Origin of the sequence: Hyphomonas sp. (genome assembly GCF_965284475.1) — a bacterium.
GTDB lineage: Bacteria > Pseudomonadota > Alphaproteobacteria > Caulobacterales > Hyphomonadaceae > Hyphomonas.
Genome location: NZ_OZ260087.1, coordinates 2663241 through 2682528, shown reverse-complemented (window position 1 = coordinate 2682528; position 19288 = coordinate 2663241). Strand labels below are relative to the sequence as shown.

Below are 19288 nucleotides of genomic sequence, written 5' to 3'. Positions count from 1 at the left end.
AGGAGTGGTGCTGCCATACCTGCCTTCAGCCGTGAGCGTCGCCGCGGTCAACGCGCCAGAGCAAACTGTGGTCGCCGGCCCTGTTTCCGCACTGTCTGATTTGGCAAGCCACCTGGAATCGAACGGAATCCGCTATCGCACCTTGCCCGTGTCGCATGCATTTCATTCGTCCATGGTGGATCCTGTGCTCGACGCATTTGAGGCGCGCGCCAGTCAGGTCGCGTTCTCGCCTCCAAGAATTCGCCTGATTTCCAACCTCACCGGCAAGACCGCAGACTCCAAAACAATCTGCACACCGGCATATTGGCGCCAGCACATGCGCGACACGGTTCGATTTGCAGATGGTGCGGCCTCTCTGGCAGAGCATGGAGTACAGATCTATGTGGAGATCGGGCCGCAGCCTGTGCTGACCGCCCTCACCCGAGAGACTCTCGAAGCGAATGACTTTGGCGAAGGCGCGACCTTTCTGGCGTCATTACGTCGTGGGCGAAATGAATGGGATCAGATTCAGTTGACCCTCGGATCGCTTTGGCAGAACGGATTGCCGATCAATTGGCGCGCCGTCGAGCAGGCGCGCGGGGGCAATGTAACAGACGTCCCGACTTATCCCTTTGCACGAGAGCGCCACTGGATCGCTCCAAAGGCGCACTTCCAAAATGCGTTGAAGTCGACAGGCTCCCTCTTCGGACACGCCATTCCGACTGCTGCGGCTGATCGAATATGGCAAGGCGAAGCATCGGCCTGCTCACCTGCATGGCTCCGTGATCATGTTGTGGACGACGATCTCATTGTTCCCGGAGCAGCACTGCTGAGCATGATGGCAGCCGCGGGATTGGCGGCCTCCGAGACCGCCAGCCGCGTATCACTTGAGGATGTCATTATCGAAGCACCACTCTCCATTCCAGGAGATGGTCGGGAGACAAAGCTGCAGACCATTCGACATGCAGCCGATGGTACGCTTTCGGTGAGCCGTCAGGGAACGTCCGCGGGCACAACATGGAGCAGGCATGCCACAGCTATGCATGCAGCCAGCCCTGATGTCCCCGCCGTTATCGATATAGAGAGTGCTTTTAAACCGACTGACAGTCAGGTCGACGCGGAGCATTTTTACGAGGATTTGCATGAGCGTGGAATTGTGCTGGGACCGGCATTCAAGGTCCTGAGCGACATTCACGCTGATCCAGAATGCGCATGGGCCCGCGTGACGATACCGGACGACTTGCCCACAGACCCAACTCTTCCCGTCCATCCGCTCGTGCTTGACGGGTGCCTGCAAGTGGCAGCCGCAACACATCAGGTTCAAGCCACCGGCAGGAGCGCATTCCTCCCCTTCGCCATTGACCGGTTCTCAATCCATTCGCCCCCCGGACATCAGGTCTGGACCCGCGCGACGGTTCGCGCAGAGGGGGCAGACATGCTGTCCGCCGACATCACAGCATACGCTGACGATGGCAGTGTGGTTATGGAGCTTGTGGGGGTCCGGCTTCGCAAGCTTGATCCGGTTGCGACGCTCACTGCAGCAGGTCGGCCGCTGGGCGAGGCCCTTCACACTATGGACTGGGTCGAACAATCGCCTGTCCCAACGCCGCAGGAGCTTTCGACGATCGCAGAGCATCACGCTGACTCCCTGGCCGCGGAGGCCAATCTCGAGGCCTATGACCGTTTCGTCCAGAGACTGGAGGACGTCTGTGTCGAATTCGTCCGGAACACGTTTGGCGCACTTGGTTGGGCGCCGTCGGCAGGTGAAAGATTCAATGCAGCTGTTCTTGCAGATAGTTTGAAGATTCTGCCGCGACACTACCGTCTGTTCAACCGCCTGCTGGAGATACTGGCGGAAGCAGGAGACCTGCAGCAGGTTCGTGAGGACTGGCTGGTTGTGCGTGAGCTGAAGCAAACCCAATTCAGCGAGCTTGCAGACATTCTGCGTAAATCTGCTCCGCCGGCCGCCGCGCCTGAACTGGACATTGTCCTCAGGGCACAATCCGGATTCGCACAGGCGCTGGTCGGTGACTGCGATCCGCTGGAACTGCTGTTCCCGGCGGGCAGCACCGAAGCGAATGAAGCACTCTACCGCGACGTGCCCACGTCGATCTACTTCAACGGGCTGATCTCGGAGATGGTGGCTCATCTCGTATCCCATGGACGCACCATCAGAATTCTGGAAATTGGCGGTGGTACGGGCGGCACAACCGCACGTCTTGTCGAAAAGCTGAACGCAGAAGCTGACTACACATTTACTGACATTGGACAGAGTTTTGTCGATCGCGCCCAAAGCCGTTTTGGGCATCGGTCAGGTATGCGGTTCAAGACGATTGATCTCGAACGCGACCTGATTGAACAGGGCATTGAGGCGCATTCGATTGATGTCGTGATTGGCGCCAATGTTGTACATGCTACCAGAAACCTGGGCGAGACGCTGCAGCGCCTAAGAAACGTCATGTCGCCCGTCGGACGGCTGGTGATACTGGAAGTGACAAAACCGCAGCGCTGGTTTGATCTGACAGTTGGCCTGACGCCTGGCTGGTGGGCCTACGAGGACACTCACCTCAGGTACAAGACCCCGTTGCTCACAAAATCGGCATGGATCAACCTCCTCAAGGAGGCAGGTCTCGGAGACGTCATGGCGATCGACGGCGATCCAGATGTGCCCGGCTGCCGGGGATCGCAAACCATCCTGGTTGCATCGGCCAGCAAGTGCTCTGAGCGTTGGCTGATCGCCTCCTCATCACAATCCAAGGCTGACGCGTTCGCAGAAGAACTGACGATTGCCGGCCAGACGGTTTCGGTGTTCCATCGGAGTTCAGGCGCGGACAGCGAATCCAGTCTCGAAGCATTCCTGGATCAAAGCCAGCCCTTCGACGAGATCGTTATTGTTGATGATGACAGCGTGACAGATGTGTCGGAGCGTTTCATCTCCGCCCTGTCCGCATCTCAAGCAGCCCTGAAGGCAAGCCCGACCAGCAGACTCACTTTCCTGACGAAGGGAGGAGAGGACGTATCCGGCACTGAATCGAAACTCAGACCAGCCAGCGCAGCCATTGGCGGGCTAGCCAAAAGCCTTCCCCTGGAGTTGCCGGAACTTGCATGCCGCCGCATTGATCTCGACCCTGACGTTGAGAGCCATGCTGTGATCGCCGCCTCGCTCCTGTGTCAGGACAATGAGACCGAGATCGCGATCAGAGGGGGGAAACGGTATGTAGCAAGGCTCCGGCCATGGCGTCCCGAAACCATGGAAGCAGGACACACCGAACCGTGGCGACTTGTAAATGCTGCACCAGGAAGTCTGGACCAGCTTCAACGTCAACCATTGCGGCGGCGCGTGCCCGGCCCGGGAGAAATTGAAGTTGCAGTCGAATCGACAGGATTGAATTTCCGCGATGTGCTCAACGCCCTTGGCGAATATCCGGGTGCTCCTCCTCTTGGCGGCGAATGCGCAGGCCGCGTGGTCGCCAAGGGAACAGGCGTTGAGGGGTTTGAAACAGGTGACGCTGTCGTTGCTCTGACAAGTGGCGCGTTCGCGTCACATGTCACGCTGCCAGCCGCCCTTGCAGCGCATCTTCCTGACGACTTCAACATGCTGGATGGTTCCGCATTCGCCATTCCTTTCGTAACAGCCGACTACTGCCTTCGCGAACTTGGAAAGATAGCGGCTGGTGATCGCGTTCTGATCCATGCAGCCTCTGGGGGCGTCGGCATGGCAGCCGTTCAAATTGCCCGTGCCGCCGGAGCAGAAATCTATGCGACGGCTGGAAGCCCCGAGAAGCGGAAGCTCGTCAGCCGTCTGGGCGCGAAGCTCGTCATGGATTCTCGAAACTCAAAGTTCGCAGATGAAGTGCTGGAGGCAACCAACGGACGGGGCGTTGATCTGGTACTGAATGCGCTGACCGGCGACATGGTCGATGCCAGCATGCGTATCCTGGTAAAGGGTGGGCGTTTTATTGAACTCGGCGTTCGTGACGTGCGGGATGAAGAAACGTCCGCTCGCCAAGTGAACGCGTTTGAATACCTTCCTGTGAACTGGGGCCATGTTGCCGACGAAGACCCGGCTTACATTGGTAAGATCCTGCAAAGGGTCGTTGCTGAATTCAATGCGGGCATTCTCACCCCTCTCCCTCAGCACAACTTTGGCCCGGACCGGATTACCGATGCGTTTAGACTGATGGCTCAAGCAGGGCATGTCGGCAAGATCGTGATTGGCTGGCAAGACCCGCCACGGCCCACTATCCGCAAGTCTGGCACCTACCTTGTTACCGGTGGCCTTTCGGGCATTGGCCTCGACACCGTCCGCCTGTTAGCTGAGGAAGGCGCCGGCCGTATTGTCGCGACGGCACGCAGTACGCCGTCTTCCGAGGCTGAAACTGTATTGGACGCGCTCCGCAAAAATGGTGCACTCATCGAAAGCCACAGAGTGGACGTAACTGACGAAGCCGCCATGGAGCGCCTGTTCTCAAGCATCCGCAAGGATGGTCCCCCTCTTCGCGGGATCATTCATTCAGCAGGTACGCTTGCCGATGCGGGCATACAGCAACAAAACGCCGAAACGGTTCGAACCGTCATGGCCCCAAAGGTCGACGGGACCTATATCCTTGAGAAACTCAGCCGCAGCGACCCGATCGATATTTTCTGTGTGTATTCATCGCTCTCCGCCGTATTGGGCTCACCGACCCAATCAAACCACTCGGCGGCCAATGCTGCGCTTGGAAGCATCATGCGCGAGCGAAACAGCCGCGGACTGCCGGGGCTCGCGATTGACTGGGGCCCGTGGAGCGATATTGGCGCGGCCGCAGGAAACAACACCCTGGCGCGGCTTTCCGAGCAAGGCATTTCAGCCCTGTCGCCAGCCGAGGGACGCGCAGCAAGCGCCTACCTGATGAATACAGCCACAGGCCAGGTTGCCGTGGCCCCGGTAAATTGGCGGAAACTGTCTGAATGGCGGGGAGGACCAGCCAATCCGGTATTCTCTGATTTGATAAGACGAGAGGATTCAGGCACCACTGCCGGGCCTGTACCAGGTCGCAATCACGGTAAAAATGAGCGAGCGGGTGGAAACCCTGAACCAGTCGATCTGCATGACCGCATCAAGGGTGCGCCAGATGACCAAAAGCGCAAGGTTCTTGATCTATTCATTGAAGACATGCTCCGCACGACATTTGCACTGCCAGCCGGCCGAAGAATTGATCCGGAAATGCCCTTCGGCGAGATGGGACTTGATTCACTCCTGGCGATCGAACTACGCAACCGGTTGGGCCGGGCACTTGGACGAAAGCTACCTGCCACGCTGCTCTTCGAAAGCCCCACTATCAACACTTTGGGAGAAACCCTGATCGCTGAATTCATCGCCGCGCCAGCTGATGTTGCCATGGCAGTGTCACCGCAGAGCGCTGGCGCCAGCGCGCTGGACGGACTTGAAGACCTTAGCGAAGAAGAACTGGATCTCATGCTGGGACTGAATGCAAAGGATGAAGCATGACCGATTTTCTTGAACGCATTCAAAAGCTGTCCCAGAAGCAACTGGCCGTGCTGGCACTCCGGCTTAGCAAGGAGCTGGAACAGACAAAGACAGCGCAGACTGCTCCAATTGCAATCGTCGGCATAGGCTGCAGATTTCCTGGCGGTATTGATAGTCCGGATACGTATTGGAAGTTTTTGCTCGAAGGCAGGGAAGCCATACGCGATATCCCGGCTGACCGCTGGAATGCAGATGAATGGTTTGACCCTGATCCGGAAACAAGCGGCAGAATGTCCGCCAAACGGGGCGGATTCCTTGACAACATCACAGACTTTGACCCGGCCAGTTTCGGGATTACGCCGCGCGAAGCTGCAACGATGGACCCGCAACAGCGATTATTGCTGGAGGTTGCGTGGGAAACGCTCGAGCATGCAGGGATAGCGCCAAACAGTCTTGCGGGAAGCCAGACAGGCGTGTTTGTCGGGATTTGCAACAGTGACCATTTCCACAGGGTGCTGGCGCGCGGAGCCGAAAAAATCGATGCTTACATTGCATCCGGCAATGCTTCGAGCGTTGCTGCAGGACGGATATCCTACACATTGGGATTCAGTGGACCGGCGATTTCGGTCGATACAGCATGCTCATCCTCGCTGGTGGCTGTGCATCAGGCCATAGTGTCTCTGCGCACCCGCGAGTGTTCTCTGGCGCTGGCGGGCGGGGTCAATGTTATCTGCGAACCTGAAACCATGGTATCGCTGTCGAAGGCAGGTATGCTCGCTCCGGATGGTCGCTGCAAAGCATTTGATGCGTCTGCAGATGGATTTTCGCGCGGCGAAGGCTGCGGACTTGTTGCTCTCAAGAGGCTTGAGGATGCCGAACGCGACAATGACCAGGTTTATGCCGTCATTCGGGGCAGCGCCCTCAATCAGGACGGGCGAAGCGCCGGCCTCACTGTTCCAAGTCGAAGCGCGCAGGAAGCACTGATAAGGGCGGCATTGACCAATGCTGGCGTCACCCCGCAGGAGATCAGCTACGTCGAAGCGCACGGCACCGGCACCCGACTCGGCGACCCGATTGAAATCCGGGCTATTTCAGCGGCCCTCACATCCGGGCGGACACCAGACCAGCCCCTTATTGTTGGCTCGGCAAAAACCAATTTCGGCCATCTCGAAAGCGCAGCGGGTATCGCCGGCGTCATCAAGACTGCGCTGGCTCTGCACCATGGGATAATCCCACCACATCTGCATTTCAATGAAGGCAATCCCGGGATTGACTGGGATAGCGCGGGAGTGGAAATACCGACCAAGGCACGAGGCTGGCCGACAATGGACGGGCGTCGACTGGCAGGTGTCAGCTCATTTGGCTTTAGTGGCACCAATGCTCACATCGTTCTTGAGTCCGCGCGGCAGCCGACTGGTACACCTACGCGTGCCGGGTTGTCGTCATACTGTCTCCCGGTTTCCGCCCGCAGCAAGGTAGCGCTTCTGGCCCAGGCCAGGCGCCTAAGTTCCGCCATCTCGGAAAGTGATTCAGACCTTGGATCCATCGCATACACGCTTGCGACCGGCAGGGCACATCTGCCGGAGCGTCTGGCCATTTCCGCATCAACCAAGCAGGGCGCAGTTGAGGCGCTGAACGACTATATCAACGGCAGGGGATCACCGCGCCTGAACTGCGGGCATGTTGCACCGGGGCAATCGTCTGATGTCGTCTTTCTTTGTACCGGACAGGGCGCGCAGTATCCAGGAATGGCGCGTGGCCTTTTCGAGCATTCTTCCGTTTTTCGGGAAGTCATAGAGCGCTGCGATGCGGCGTTAGGACCGCAACCGGATGGCCGCACACTGATTGACGTGATGAATTCGGGACAAGGACCTGAAGCCCCGATTCACCAGACTGAGTGGACACAACCAGCATTATACGCCGTCGAATGTGGCCTGGCCGCCGTCTGGCGTTCATGGGGCGTCGAGCCATCGGCCGTAATTGGTCATTCTGCAGGTGAATTCGCAGCGGCAGAAATAGCAGGCGTCTTTACTCTTGAAGATGGACTGAAACTGGTTGCCGAACGAGGCAAGCTCCTGTCCGGACTCCCGGCCGGCGGCGCAATGGCGGCTCTTTTCCTCAGCGAAGCAGAGGTTGCAGAACTGATCCTTCCATTCAAGGGAGAGGTTTCCATCGCCGCCGTGAATGCGCGCGATAGTGTCGCGATTTCCGGTAGCCTGACGGGCATTGATGCGGTTTTGTCGCAATTGGCAAAACAGGGCATGCATGGGCATCGCCTCCATATATCATTTGCTGCCCATTCGCCGCTGGTAGACTCTGCCCTCGACGCAATGGAAGCGGTTGCGACCGGCATCACCGCCCGCCCGCCGAGCATTCCTGTCGCCTGGAACCTCACGGGCGGCGCTCAACTACCCGACGGCGCACCTGATGCGGCCTACTGGAGGCGTCATCTTCGCGAGCCCGTTCAGTTTTCCGCTGGCATGTCGAGCCTGCGCAACGCCGGGCATCGCGTATTCCTCGAACTCGGCCCGCATCCAGTCCTGGCAGCGCTCGCTGCAAGAGATCTCGATGATACCAGTTCCGACTGCATGCCTGCGTTTATAGGCTCCCTGAGGCGTGACCACGATGATTGGGCAGAGATGGCCGATGCATTGGGAAAGCTGTTCGTAGAGGGCGTGTCGGTCAACTGGAATCGAACCGTCCCGACACCCCGGCCACGACCGGTTTCCTTGCCGACGTATCCTTTCCAGCGCAGCCGGTTCTGGATCGAGAGCAGCCATCGGCCCAAAAGTCCCGACCAGGCCAGATCTTCAGCAGCCTTGCTTGCCGGAACACAAAGAGACGCCAACGGGCTTGTTTTTGAAACCTTGCTCTCAAGCGATAGCCATGACTGGCTTTCAGATCACATCGTGCACGGAAGTACTCTGGTCGCCGGGCCCGTCTATCTGTCCATGGCGGTAGGTGCCGCCACAAAGGCCTTGGGTGCAGCTGATTGGTCCATCGAGAATTTCACTATCGAACATGCCATGCGGCTGGAGAGCGCACCGCTTATAGTCGAGACACGTTTGGGAACTGAATCTGGCGGCCGGGTGGACTTCTCGATTCACAGCAGACCGCAATTCGGATCGGACACATCCTGGACGCGGCATGCGGAAGGGACACTCACATTCCCAGCCGTCCACTTTGCGACTGAAGCCGAAGATATCGAAGCCGCCGCGACCGAGCTTCACCCAGACAATCTGGCGGCGACCCATCTTGCGATGCTGGAAGGCCTTGGCATCAAGCTTTCCGGTCGCTTTCGAGCACTTGACCGGCTGCATACAAAGAATGGCGTCGCCATAGCCCGGCTCGCGCTCCCCGAGGGGCTGTCACCTCTCGCAGTATCTTTTGCCGACCCTGGCCTGCTTGATGGCATTCTTCAAACGGCCGGGGCAAGTTTGCCGAGAAAGAAAAACGAAGAAAGCCCGCTCTTCTTCCTGACCGGTATCGAACATATTTCACTGTCGGGTCCGCTGCCATCCAGCATTTGGTGCCGCGCAACACTTAAAAGTCCTCAGGGTGAACGCCGACAGCGCGTCGATTCCACAATCTTTGACGGTGAAGGCAACTGCATTGGCGTTGTAACCGGAATTCAGCTCACCCGCGCTGACGGTTATCGAACAAATGCGCCAAGTCAGTACGAGATTCAGTGGGAGCCGGCGCCAGCGAAGCTGTCAGCAGCAGAATTTCTCCGTTCGCCGGAATCCGTGCACAGCGCTCTTGAGTCAGCTTTCACTGATCTCGCCACAGCGCATGGTCTAGGCAGTTATGATGACCTGTTGCCTGCGCTGGATCACATTTCACTCGCCTATGTGAGCAAGGCGTTTAGGGATCTCGGATTCGACGAAAGCGTTGGCCGACGATTTATGGCGACAGAAGAGGCGAAACGTCTTTCGGTCGCTCCGGACCAGACCCAACTCTTTAGCAGGCTGCTGCAGATTCTTGCAGAAGAGAATATTCTTTCTACAGACGGAACCGAATTCTGGCCAATTTATCCCCTGCCCCGGCACGATGCAGCTGACCTGTATGAGCGCGCCGTTGAGCAGTTTGGTAGCAAGTGCGCAGAACTTTCAATCCTTCGGCGGTGTGGTGTCGCGCTCGCAGACGTACTGAAAGGTGAGAAGAATGCAGTGGGCCTTCTCTTCCCGGATGGCTCTCTCGAAGAAGCGCGCCAGTTGTACATCGAGGCGCCCTTCGCCCGCACGTTCAACGGCGCGATCGCCGAGCTGCTCCGGCAAGTGATACAGACCGTTCCGGACGACCACCGCGTTCGCATACTCGAAATCGGAGGCGGCACAGGCGGTAGTACCGGATCAATACTTGCGGCCTTCGAAGGCAGGCAGATAGAGTACGTCTTCACCGACGTGTCTCCGCATTTCCTCGACGATGCGTCCAGGACTTACGGCCACGTCGCTGGGTTTTCTACCGACATTTTGAACATCGAGAGCGATCCGGCCTCACAGGGCCAGGAGCTGGAATCATTCGATATTGTGGTCGCCGCAAATGTCCTCCACGCAACCGAGGACCTGTGCAAAGCCGTTTTGCATGCTCAATCGCTGCTTTCCCCGGGCGGTCAGTTGCTGCTCCTGGAAGGCGTCGCTCCCGAGCGGTGGGTAGACCTGACATTCGGGATGACGCCAGGATGGTGGAGATTTAGCGACAAGTCACTCCGCCCTGATTACCCCCTGATATCCGCAGCGGCCTGGTCCGAACTGCTCCATCAGACAGGTTTGAATCAAATCGCCCGCGTTGGCGGTGAAGCCAGACTTGGAAGGGCCGGCGCGCAGCAAATGCTGATTGCCGCGCGCAAGCCTGAAAGCAAACGTCATATTGCGATTGTGGGGGACGCTGGAGAGTTCCAGGAAGCTGTGACTCATACCTTTGAGGCGCGAGGCTTCGCTGTGCACCCGGAAGCAGAGATCAGCTCTGATGAACCCTGTGACATTGTCTATCTTGGCGCGCTCGCGCTTGCGAATCCGGGCTTTGCGCCAGACATGTCAGCTTTCACTGAAATGGAAGAGGCGGCCTTCATGGCACCCCTGCGGCATCTGCTTCGTCTTGCGGAAAAGCATGACGGCTCCAGACTCTGGGTCGCCACAAGAGGTGTTCACTGTTGTGATGGATCTCAACCTGCAGCCCATTCAAGATGGCAAGCCCCAGCGCTTGGCTTTGGCCGGACAGCTGCGCTCGAGGCGCCGTCAAGCTGGGGAGGTTTGATCGATCTCGATAGTGAAGACCAACTGACCGCCCAGGCCAGCGCTCTCGTCAAATCAATCGTGACGCGTGACGATGAGGATCAATGTGCATGGCGAAACGGACAACGTTTTGTCCCACGCCTTTGTGAGGTTCCCGCAATCAGTGAAGAAACTGTGCGTTTCGACGCTAACGGCACTTATCTCGTCACTGGCGGGTTCGGAGGACTCGGTACGATTGTTGCGAAATGGCTGGCTGATCATGGCGCCGGCCGCGTCGCGCTTCTCGGCCGGAACCCAGAGCCCGATGGCCCTGCGATGACCGCTATACGCGAGGCTGGCGCTGATGCAGTTGCGATAAAAGTGGACATTGCCGACGAAGCCTCACTTGAGGATGCCCTCAATGATCTGCTCCTGTCGGGCCCTCCGCTCCGTGGCACAATTCATGCAGCCGCTCACCTCGAAGCTGTCGCCATGGGGGATCTGAGTCTGTCACAAGTCGACGCCATGCTGCGGCCGAAAATCGCAGGGACGCTTGCGCTTGAGGCAACGCTATCCAAACGGGGGGCCGACTTCCTGGCGCTTTTTTCATCCACAACAGCTGTGCTCGGTGCGCCTGGTTTTGCCCATTATGCGGCGGCAAACGCATTTCTTGACGCCAGCGCTCAGAATCCAGGCACGGGCGGCCTGAATGTGCTTTCCGTTGGGTGGGGGACCTGGGACACGATGCGACTGGCATCCGATGACATCCAGCGAACTTATAGCGAGCAAGGCCTCCAGCCCATGTATGCCGAGGCGGCACTGGATGCGCTGGGTGGCCTGATCAACGCGCCGCAGTCCGGCCAGCGGCTTGTTGCCTCGATCGATTGGGGGCGCCTGAAGGCACTACATGAAACCCGCCGTCCGCGACCGCTGCTTTCAAAGCTCGGCCATGCCGACCAAGCAGCGCCCGACAGCCTTAAAGCCCCCCAAGCCAACAATGACAGTTCGTCCGCGGCGAAGGATCTCCTGGACAAGCTCGCAAACGCTCACGAGTCGGCACGCCGGGACATTCTGGCCCAATTCGTGGCCGCAGAGGCGGCCATCGTTATGGGTGAGGCCTCAGGTGATGCCATCTCGCCTGACCGGGGGCTCTTCGAAATGGGTATGGACAGCCTCATGTCAGTTGAGCTGCGCAGGCGGCTAGAGGTGGGAACCGGACTGAAATTGCCCACGACGGTGACGTTCAATTATCCGAATGTAAATGCGCTGGCCGGTTTCCTGGATTCACGCTTTGGAATTCAGACGTCTCCAGCGAAAATGGAAACGACCGGCAAGACAGAGCTTTCCCAACCAGTCGACGACTATGATTCCATAAGCGAGGAAGACTTGGCGGCGCGCCTTCGGGCCACACTGGATTCACTCGAATGACGGGTTCTTATCGTACCATCTCCCTGATGCTGGGATTCGTCCTCGTTTGGACCGTGACCGAAGCGATTGTCGGCACGCTTTTGAATCAGTACCCGCCGTTTCAGGTCGTGTGGCTGCACTATCTGATACTGCTGTGTATGTGGGTGGCGATCGCTGGCTTCAGGTCACGTGGCGATCTTATCCGCACCCAAAAGCCGGTGACACAGATACTTCGCGCGGTGTTCCTGCTGTTGATGCCGGTGTCCTGGGCATTCGCCTCCAATGCAGGGTACGGGCACGCCGTTCATGCCGCCTTCTGGGGAACTCCCATTCTGGTGATTCTATTCTCGGCTATATTATTAGGAGAACGTGCAAACCACATGACGTGGCTGGTTGCTACTATGGGTAGTGTTGCGGCAATGGCGATCTATGCTCAGGGAGACATTATCCCGTTCGGGTTTGTATGGCTCGCAATTCTGGGCATGCCCGTCTCGTTCAGCCTGTTTCTTGTTCTGTCGCGCGCTCTTCGCGGCGAAAAAACAAGCACGAACTTGTTCTATGTCACAGCAGGTATTGTGATCATTCTTGCACCGTTTATGCCGGGCATGTGGGTGGAACTGGAATTGCGACATAGTCTTCATTTCGCGGTGACAGGCGTGTTGGGATTGCTGGCTCTGCTACTGCTAGACCGAGCCGCCTTCCTGGCACCAATTGCGCCATCCGCGCCGCTTCTACTTGCTCCGGTTCCACTGGCATTCCTGGCGGGCTGGCTTATAGACAATGAAGGATATAATTCGAACAGAATTGTCCTTTTAGCGATCATTTGCATCGCATGTGCCACCCCACTCATCTTTACGCTGAACGCACACCTGAAAAGAATAAATCCATGACCACACCGCGGGATATGCTGAAAGACGCCCTCGTCGCAATTGAGCGCCTCCAGTCAAAACTTGATGTCGCCAAGCGTGCAAAGTCTGAGCCAATTGCCATTGTGGGCTGCGGCTTGCGCTATCCTGGTGGGGTCCGCTCCCTGGACGATTTGCAGGCCCTGCTTTCCGGCAAGGTGAACGCGGTCCGCACCGTCCCCGCCGACCGCTGGGACGCTGAGGCGTATTATTCGCCGGACCGTGACGCAGCCGGCAAGATTGTAACCAAGAAGGGCGGATTTCTGGACCGGATTGATCAGTTCGACCCGCAATTCTTCGGCATCTCTCCACGGGAGGCAAAATCGCTGGATCCACAGCAGCGAATGCTTCTGGAAACGGCGCACGAAGCGATGGAAACAGCTGGCATCGCGCCGGATCAGCTTGAAGGAAGCGCAACCGGCGTCTTCGTCGGCATCTCGACGACCGAATATGGGCGCCTGATGTGGTCCAATGGCGCGGAACAATCCGACGTCTATTCGGCCACCGGAGGCGCCATGAATGCAGCCCCTGGCCGCATCTCATTCACTTACGGTTTCCTTGGGCCCAGCGCCGCCATCGATACTGCCTGCTCGTCATCACTGAATGCCATTCACCTCGCCTGCCAAAGCCTTCGGAATGGCGAAAGCGACCTGGCCCTGGCCGGTGGCGTGGCCGTCATCGCCATGCCCGATGCTATGGCGATGTTTTCAAGATGGGGAATGCTCTCACCAGATGGCGCTTGCAAGACATTTGACGCGTCAGCTAACGGCTTTGCCCGCGGCGAGGGCTGCGCCATGATCGCCTTGAAGCGACTGTCCGATGCCGAGAAGGACGGCAATCCGATACTTGGACTGCTCGTCGGTTCGGCAACAAATTCGGATGGCCGCTCGAGCGGAATGACTGTCCCGAGTGGTCCCGCGCAGGAGCGCATGTTGAAGGCCGCTCTGGCAAGCGCGCACCTCGGCCCCCTGGACATCGACTATATTGAGGCCCACGGCACTGGCACGCCAATCGGAGACCCTATCGAGGCTGGCGCTCTCGGGGCTGTCCTGTGTAATGGACGCGACCCTTCTCAGCCGCTTCGTATCGGCTCAATCAAGACAAACCTTGGCCACGCAGAAGCGGCGTCCGGCATTGCAGGGCTGCTCAAGGTCCTAGTCTGCTTCCGGTCGGAATCCATTCTGCCGCAATTGCATTTTGATATCCCGAACCCGGGAATAGACTGGGATGATCTGCCGCTCGAAGTTGTGACCGAAACGACCCCTTGGCCTAGACGTGATACGCCCCGACGCGCCGGGGTCAGCGCATTCGGGTTCAGCGGCACAAACGTCCACGCGATCCTGTCCGACGCCCCGCAAAACAAACGATCGCCCGCCGGGAGTGATCGCACCAGCATAATCCCGATATCTGCCGAAACGCCGGGCGCGCTCCGGCAACTCGCTGCGCGATATGGTGACTTTGTCTCAAGAGATGGCGCACCCGCGCTCAACGATCTTGCACGGACACTTGCCGTCGGGCGGTCACAGCTCATGCATCGTGCGGCTCTCGTCGTATCCGACAGCAATGACCTTCGCGAAAAGCTGGCGGCGCTGGCAAAGGGTGACAGTCTCCCGGGAATGACTATCGGTCATACCAGCGGCGGCAGCTCGCCGCGCGTTGCTTTCCTTTGCACCGGCCAGGGTGCTCAATACCCTGGCATGACACGCGGACTTTATGAGTCCGAGCCTGTGTTTCGTGCGTCGATCGACCAGTCCGCACTTATTCTGAAAGACGCGCTTGAACTACCGCTTCAGGATGTCTTGTACCCCAGTGAGGGTGCGGAAAGCCCGATATCGGAAACGGCCTATACACAGCCTGCGCTATTCGCAGTCCAGTACGCGATGGCAGAGCTGTGGCGGTCATGGGGCATCACACCTTCCATGGTTGTCGGTCACAGTATCGGAGAATACGTCGCAGCTTGCCTGGCTGGAGTAATGAGTCACGAGGACGCATTGCAACTTGTGGCAGAGCGCGGGCGCCTCATGCAACAGCTTCCGGCTGGTGGCGCCATGGCAGCCATTTTCGCACCTGAGGATCAGGTTTCACCCATGCTCGGTGGCCGTGAAACCGAGATCGCCATCGCTGGTGTCAACGGCGTGGAAGAAACCGTCATTTCCGGAACTGAATCTGCCGTGGAGGCAGTGCTGAAGGAACTGGAAAGCAAGGGCGTGACGACGCGCCGCCTGACGGTTAGCCATGCATTCCACTCCCCGCTCCTGGACCCCATGCTGGACGCGTTCGAACAAGCCGCAGGGAAAGTCACCTATCGGCCTGCCCGCATCCCGCTGATCTCAAACCTCACTGGATCAGCTTTCCAGACAGGCACTCAACCTGACGCCGCCTATTGGCGCGCCCACGCCCGGAATGCTGTTCGTTTCGGCGACTGCGTAGCGGCGCTGGAAGAGGCCGGGGCCGACATCCTGATCGAGCTCGGCCCACAGCCCGCCCTGCTGGGGCTTACGGCACGTGCCCGTCCTGCAGCAAAGTGGAAAACTGTTCCCAGCCTCCGCAGAGGCCAGGATGATAACGCCACGGCGCTCAACGCGCTGGCACAGGCGTATGCAGCAGGCGCCAAAATTGACTGGAAGGGTGTCTACCGGCATCGCAGCGGACACCTCGTGCCCGCGCCGACTTACCCTTTCCAGTATGATCGCTATTGGTTTGACGATCAGCCTGCCAGCAAGCGCCCGGACACCAATCATTTCCATCCGATTCTGGGAGAAATCCAGCAAGTCCCGCCGCCGCGCAAGGCGTTTATCTCCACAATTGATGCCCAATCACCTTCCTTCCTTGCGGATCACAAGATCCTCGGGCGGGTCATTTTTCCTGCGACCGGCTATGTCGAGATGGCGCTCGCTGCAGGTGAGGCAATTCTTGGCAAGGGAAGCGTTACCCTCTCCGATCTTTCAATCGAAGCGCCCCTCGAGCTATATGCAAACTCATCCTGCACGGTTCATACCGAGTTGGAGCCTGCGGACAAGAACAGCTATTCCCTGACTGTTCGCGAAGTGCCCGACGACGCCGCCATGCCATGGCGCACGCTCGTGCGCACCAGGCTGACGCGTCAGCCAGACCTGGGCGGCTTTTCCATGCCGAGTGCTGCACAGGCGAAGAGTGAGTGCCCGGAAACGCTTGATATTCAGGCACACTACAGTCGGCTGGAATCCCTGGGGCTGAATTACGGCCCCATTTTCCGCGGGCTTGAAGCGCTGCAGAAAGGCGACGGCATCGCAGTCGGCCTTGCCGTGCTGCCCGACGCCGAAGAAGACATGGCCAACTACCGTTTCCATCCAGCGCTGGTCGACAATCTGTTCCACGCCGTAAGTGCGATTGTTCCGGACGATGGAGACGATCAACTTTACCTGCCCATTGGAATTGACCGTATACGCTGGGAGAGAACGGCTCCGCGGCGGGTCGTCGTGACGGCAAGACTCCGCAAGGAAAGCTCGAACAAGGTTGAGCTCGTCGCGGACCTCGCAATGGAAACCGAGACAGGCGAACCCATCGCCCAATTTGAAGGACTTCGTGCACGCGCTGTCTCTGCCGCATCGCTTTCCAAGATGCTTGGCGCGAGCAAGATGTCACTCCATGAGCTTGAATTGTCTTGGGAAAATGTCCCGCGGCCTGAAGCCAGCATTCCGAAGGACCTGTTGATCGTTTCAGACAATACCGAGTTCGCAACATCACTTGCCGATGTTGAAGGTGCACAACTGGTGACGCTCGGCGACCTGTCAGCAACGCTCAGGACTTCCACACCATCATGGGTCGTGTACTGCGCGTCTCTCTCGGCCGACACCGACACGCAGGAAGGGCGCGAAGAAGAACTTTTCGCTGACCTTTTGTCTGCCGCGCAAATCCTTGAGTCCGAGAAACCCGGATGCGGCCTATGCATTCTCACCAGCGGTGCCAAAGCCGTTGCGCCGGGCGACTCGCCGGTTCTTGCCATGGGCACGCTTGCTGGACTGGGCCGCACGATTGATGCCGAATGCCCGACGATGCCTCTTCTGCAACTCGATCTTGATCCAGGCCGGGCACCTGATCCGCAGGATGTATTCGATGCCCTCGCCCTGGCAGACAGAGCGCCTGAACTGGCGCTGCGCAATGGCGATCTCTTTGCCGCGCGCCTTGCTCCGGTCACATCAGCGCCACCACTTTCCAGCGGCCAACGCAGTGTCATTCGTATTATGGAAAGAGGCGACCTTGATCGGCTGCATCTCGTCGAGGAGCCGCGCAGCGCTCCAGAACCGGACGAAGTCGAAATTGGCGTGCGCGCAACCGGCCTCAACTTTCGCGACGTTCTGAACGCACTGGGAATGTATCCGGGCGATGCCGGCGCACTGGGAAGTGAATGTGCCGGCATTATTACCCGCGTCGGTGAAAATGTTACAGGACTGAAGCCCGGCGATGCAGTCGTCGCGCTTGCTGGCGACAGCCTCGCAAGCCATGTCACCGTGAGCCAGAGGTTCGTCCTGGCGAAACCTGATTGCATAACTTTTGCGGAGGCCGTGACGCTTCCCAACACCTATCTGACTGCGGCCCTCTGCTATTCGATGGCTGGAGGTATCAAGCCCGGACAGCGCGTTCTCGTTCACGCTGCGGCCGGTGGTGTCGGTCTCGCGGCCATGCGCATGGCCTTGAATGCCGGCGCTGAAGTCATTGCGACAGCAGGGTCTGACGAAAAGCGCGCTTTTGTGCTGGGCGAAGGGGCAAAGTATGCCTTTGACTCGCGGTCAGCCAGCTTCGGCGATGCCATCGAGAAGGCAACCGGAGGTGAGGGGGTCGACATCGTCATCAACGCCCTGTCCGGAGACATGATATACGCAGGCATGCGTGTGATCCGCCCCGGCGGCGCGTTCATGGAAATTGGCAAGAACAATATATGGACGCCGCAGGAAGCCGCAGAACGCGCGCCGCATGTCAACTATCACATCGTCGACCTCGGTGATCAGATCATCGTCGATCCGAAGCAGGTTCGCACGTCCTTCCAGAGTATTCTCGACGCGATATCAGAAGGGGAGCTGGCACCGCTGCCCGTTCAGGCCTTCTCGCTGGCCAAGGCCAAGGATGCGTTTCGGTTCATGGCCAACGCGCGTCACATGGGCAAGGTCGTGATTGTGCCTGATCCCGAGCCAACAAACCGTATGACTGTCCGCTCTGACGGATCCTATATCGTCACCGGTGGCCTTGCAGGTCTGGGACTGGCTGTGGCACAGCGGCTCGCCGAACGGGGCGCAGGCGAAATCACACTGGTCAGCCGCTCTGGCAATAGCGCCCAAGCCCAGGAAACCGCCGCAAATCTGGCCCAGCAACACGATTGCATCGTTCGCGCGATTGCATGTGACATCGGGGATCCGGAATCCGTAGCTGAACTCTGGAAGCAACATGTATCCACACACTTGCCATTGCGAGGGATCATCCATGCCGCAGGTGTGCTTGATGACGCCCCCATCGGTGAACAAGACCGTGACAGGTTCCGCGCCGTGGCCGGGCCCAAGATCGATGGCGCACAAAACCTGATGAAGGCGTCCGGGCGTTCCCCGCTTGACTGGTTCGTGGCCTTCTCATCAAGCTCGGCCATGTTCGGCGGGCCTGGACAGGCAAACTATGCCAGCGCGAACGCCTGGCTCGACAGTCTTGCCGCAGGGGGGCGCGCTGCCGGACGGCCTATCACCAGCATTGGCTGGGGTGCCTGGGGTGAAGTCGGAATGGCAGCGCGCCTGTCCGATTCCGTCAGGGAACGCTGGGAGCGGATCGGCCTGGGTCAGATAGACCTTGAAGAGGGACTGGACGCGATGGAGCGGGTGGTCGGACAGGAAATGCCCTACGCGGCAGTTCTGAAAGCGAATATAGAGCTGCTTGCAGCTCAGAGCACGCCGCGTGTCCGCGCACTCTTCGGGCTGAGCGGCCTGGAGTCCCGAACGCAGGAAGAGCCGACCATCTCACTTGACCATGACATCCTCTCCGCGCCAGCAGACGAGCGAGCAGAGCTTATTGAGGCGTTTCTCAGGGGTCATGTCGGACGCGCGCTCGGGTACAGCGCGTCGACCATCGACGCATACAAGCCACTGTCAGACCTTGGCTTTGACTCCCTGATGGCCGTTCAGGTCCGGAATGCCATCAAGGCAGCGCTGCATGTCGACATCGGCTTGAGAGACCTGTTGAGCGGGACCACGATTACGGAAGTCGCGGCAAAGCTCGAACACAGCCTGGACGCGACTGATACCGCCTCCGCACCCGTCGAACAGGCAATGGATTGGGAAGAAGGCACGATCTGA

General features: G+C 58.7%; 4 protein-coding genes (1 of these 4 running past the window's edge). All 4 read left to right on the top strand.

What is annotated here, in order from left to right; genetic code table 11:
- Tightly spaced (each overlapping or abutting the next), the 4 genes in view from ACQ66M_RS13070 to ACQ66M_RS13055 form a layout consistent with a single transcriptional unit that may run on beyond the window.
- Positions 1–5470, top strand: partial view of an SDR family NAD(P)-dependent oxidoreductase gene (locus tag ACQ66M_RS13070; protein WP_430404397.1) — the 3' portion only. The gene continues 2096 nt to the left of window position 1, outside the view; only the last 5470 of its 7566 coding nucleotides appear in the window; its start codon lies beyond the left edge, outside the window; its stop codon occupies positions 5468–5470.
- Positions 5467–12090, top strand: a complete 6624-nt coding sequence (locus ACQ66M_RS13065; protein WP_430404395.1) for a type I polyketide synthase — start codon at positions 5467–5469, stop codon at positions 12088–12090. The genes ACQ66M_RS13070 and ACQ66M_RS13065 overlap by 4 nt, the downstream gene beginning before the upstream one ends.
- Entirely contained in the window at positions 12087–12959 is an 873-nt protein-coding gene (locus ACQ66M_RS13060) for a hypothetical protein (RefSeq protein ID WP_430404394.1), read from the top strand. Before ACQ66M_RS13065 ends, ACQ66M_RS13060 begins: the two co-directional genes overlap by 4 nt.
- Entirely contained in the window at positions 12956–19288 is a 6333-nt protein-coding gene (locus ACQ66M_RS13055; RefSeq protein WP_430404392.1) for an SDR family NAD(P)-dependent oxidoreductase, read from the top strand. Before ACQ66M_RS13060 ends, ACQ66M_RS13055 begins: the two co-directional genes overlap by 4 nt.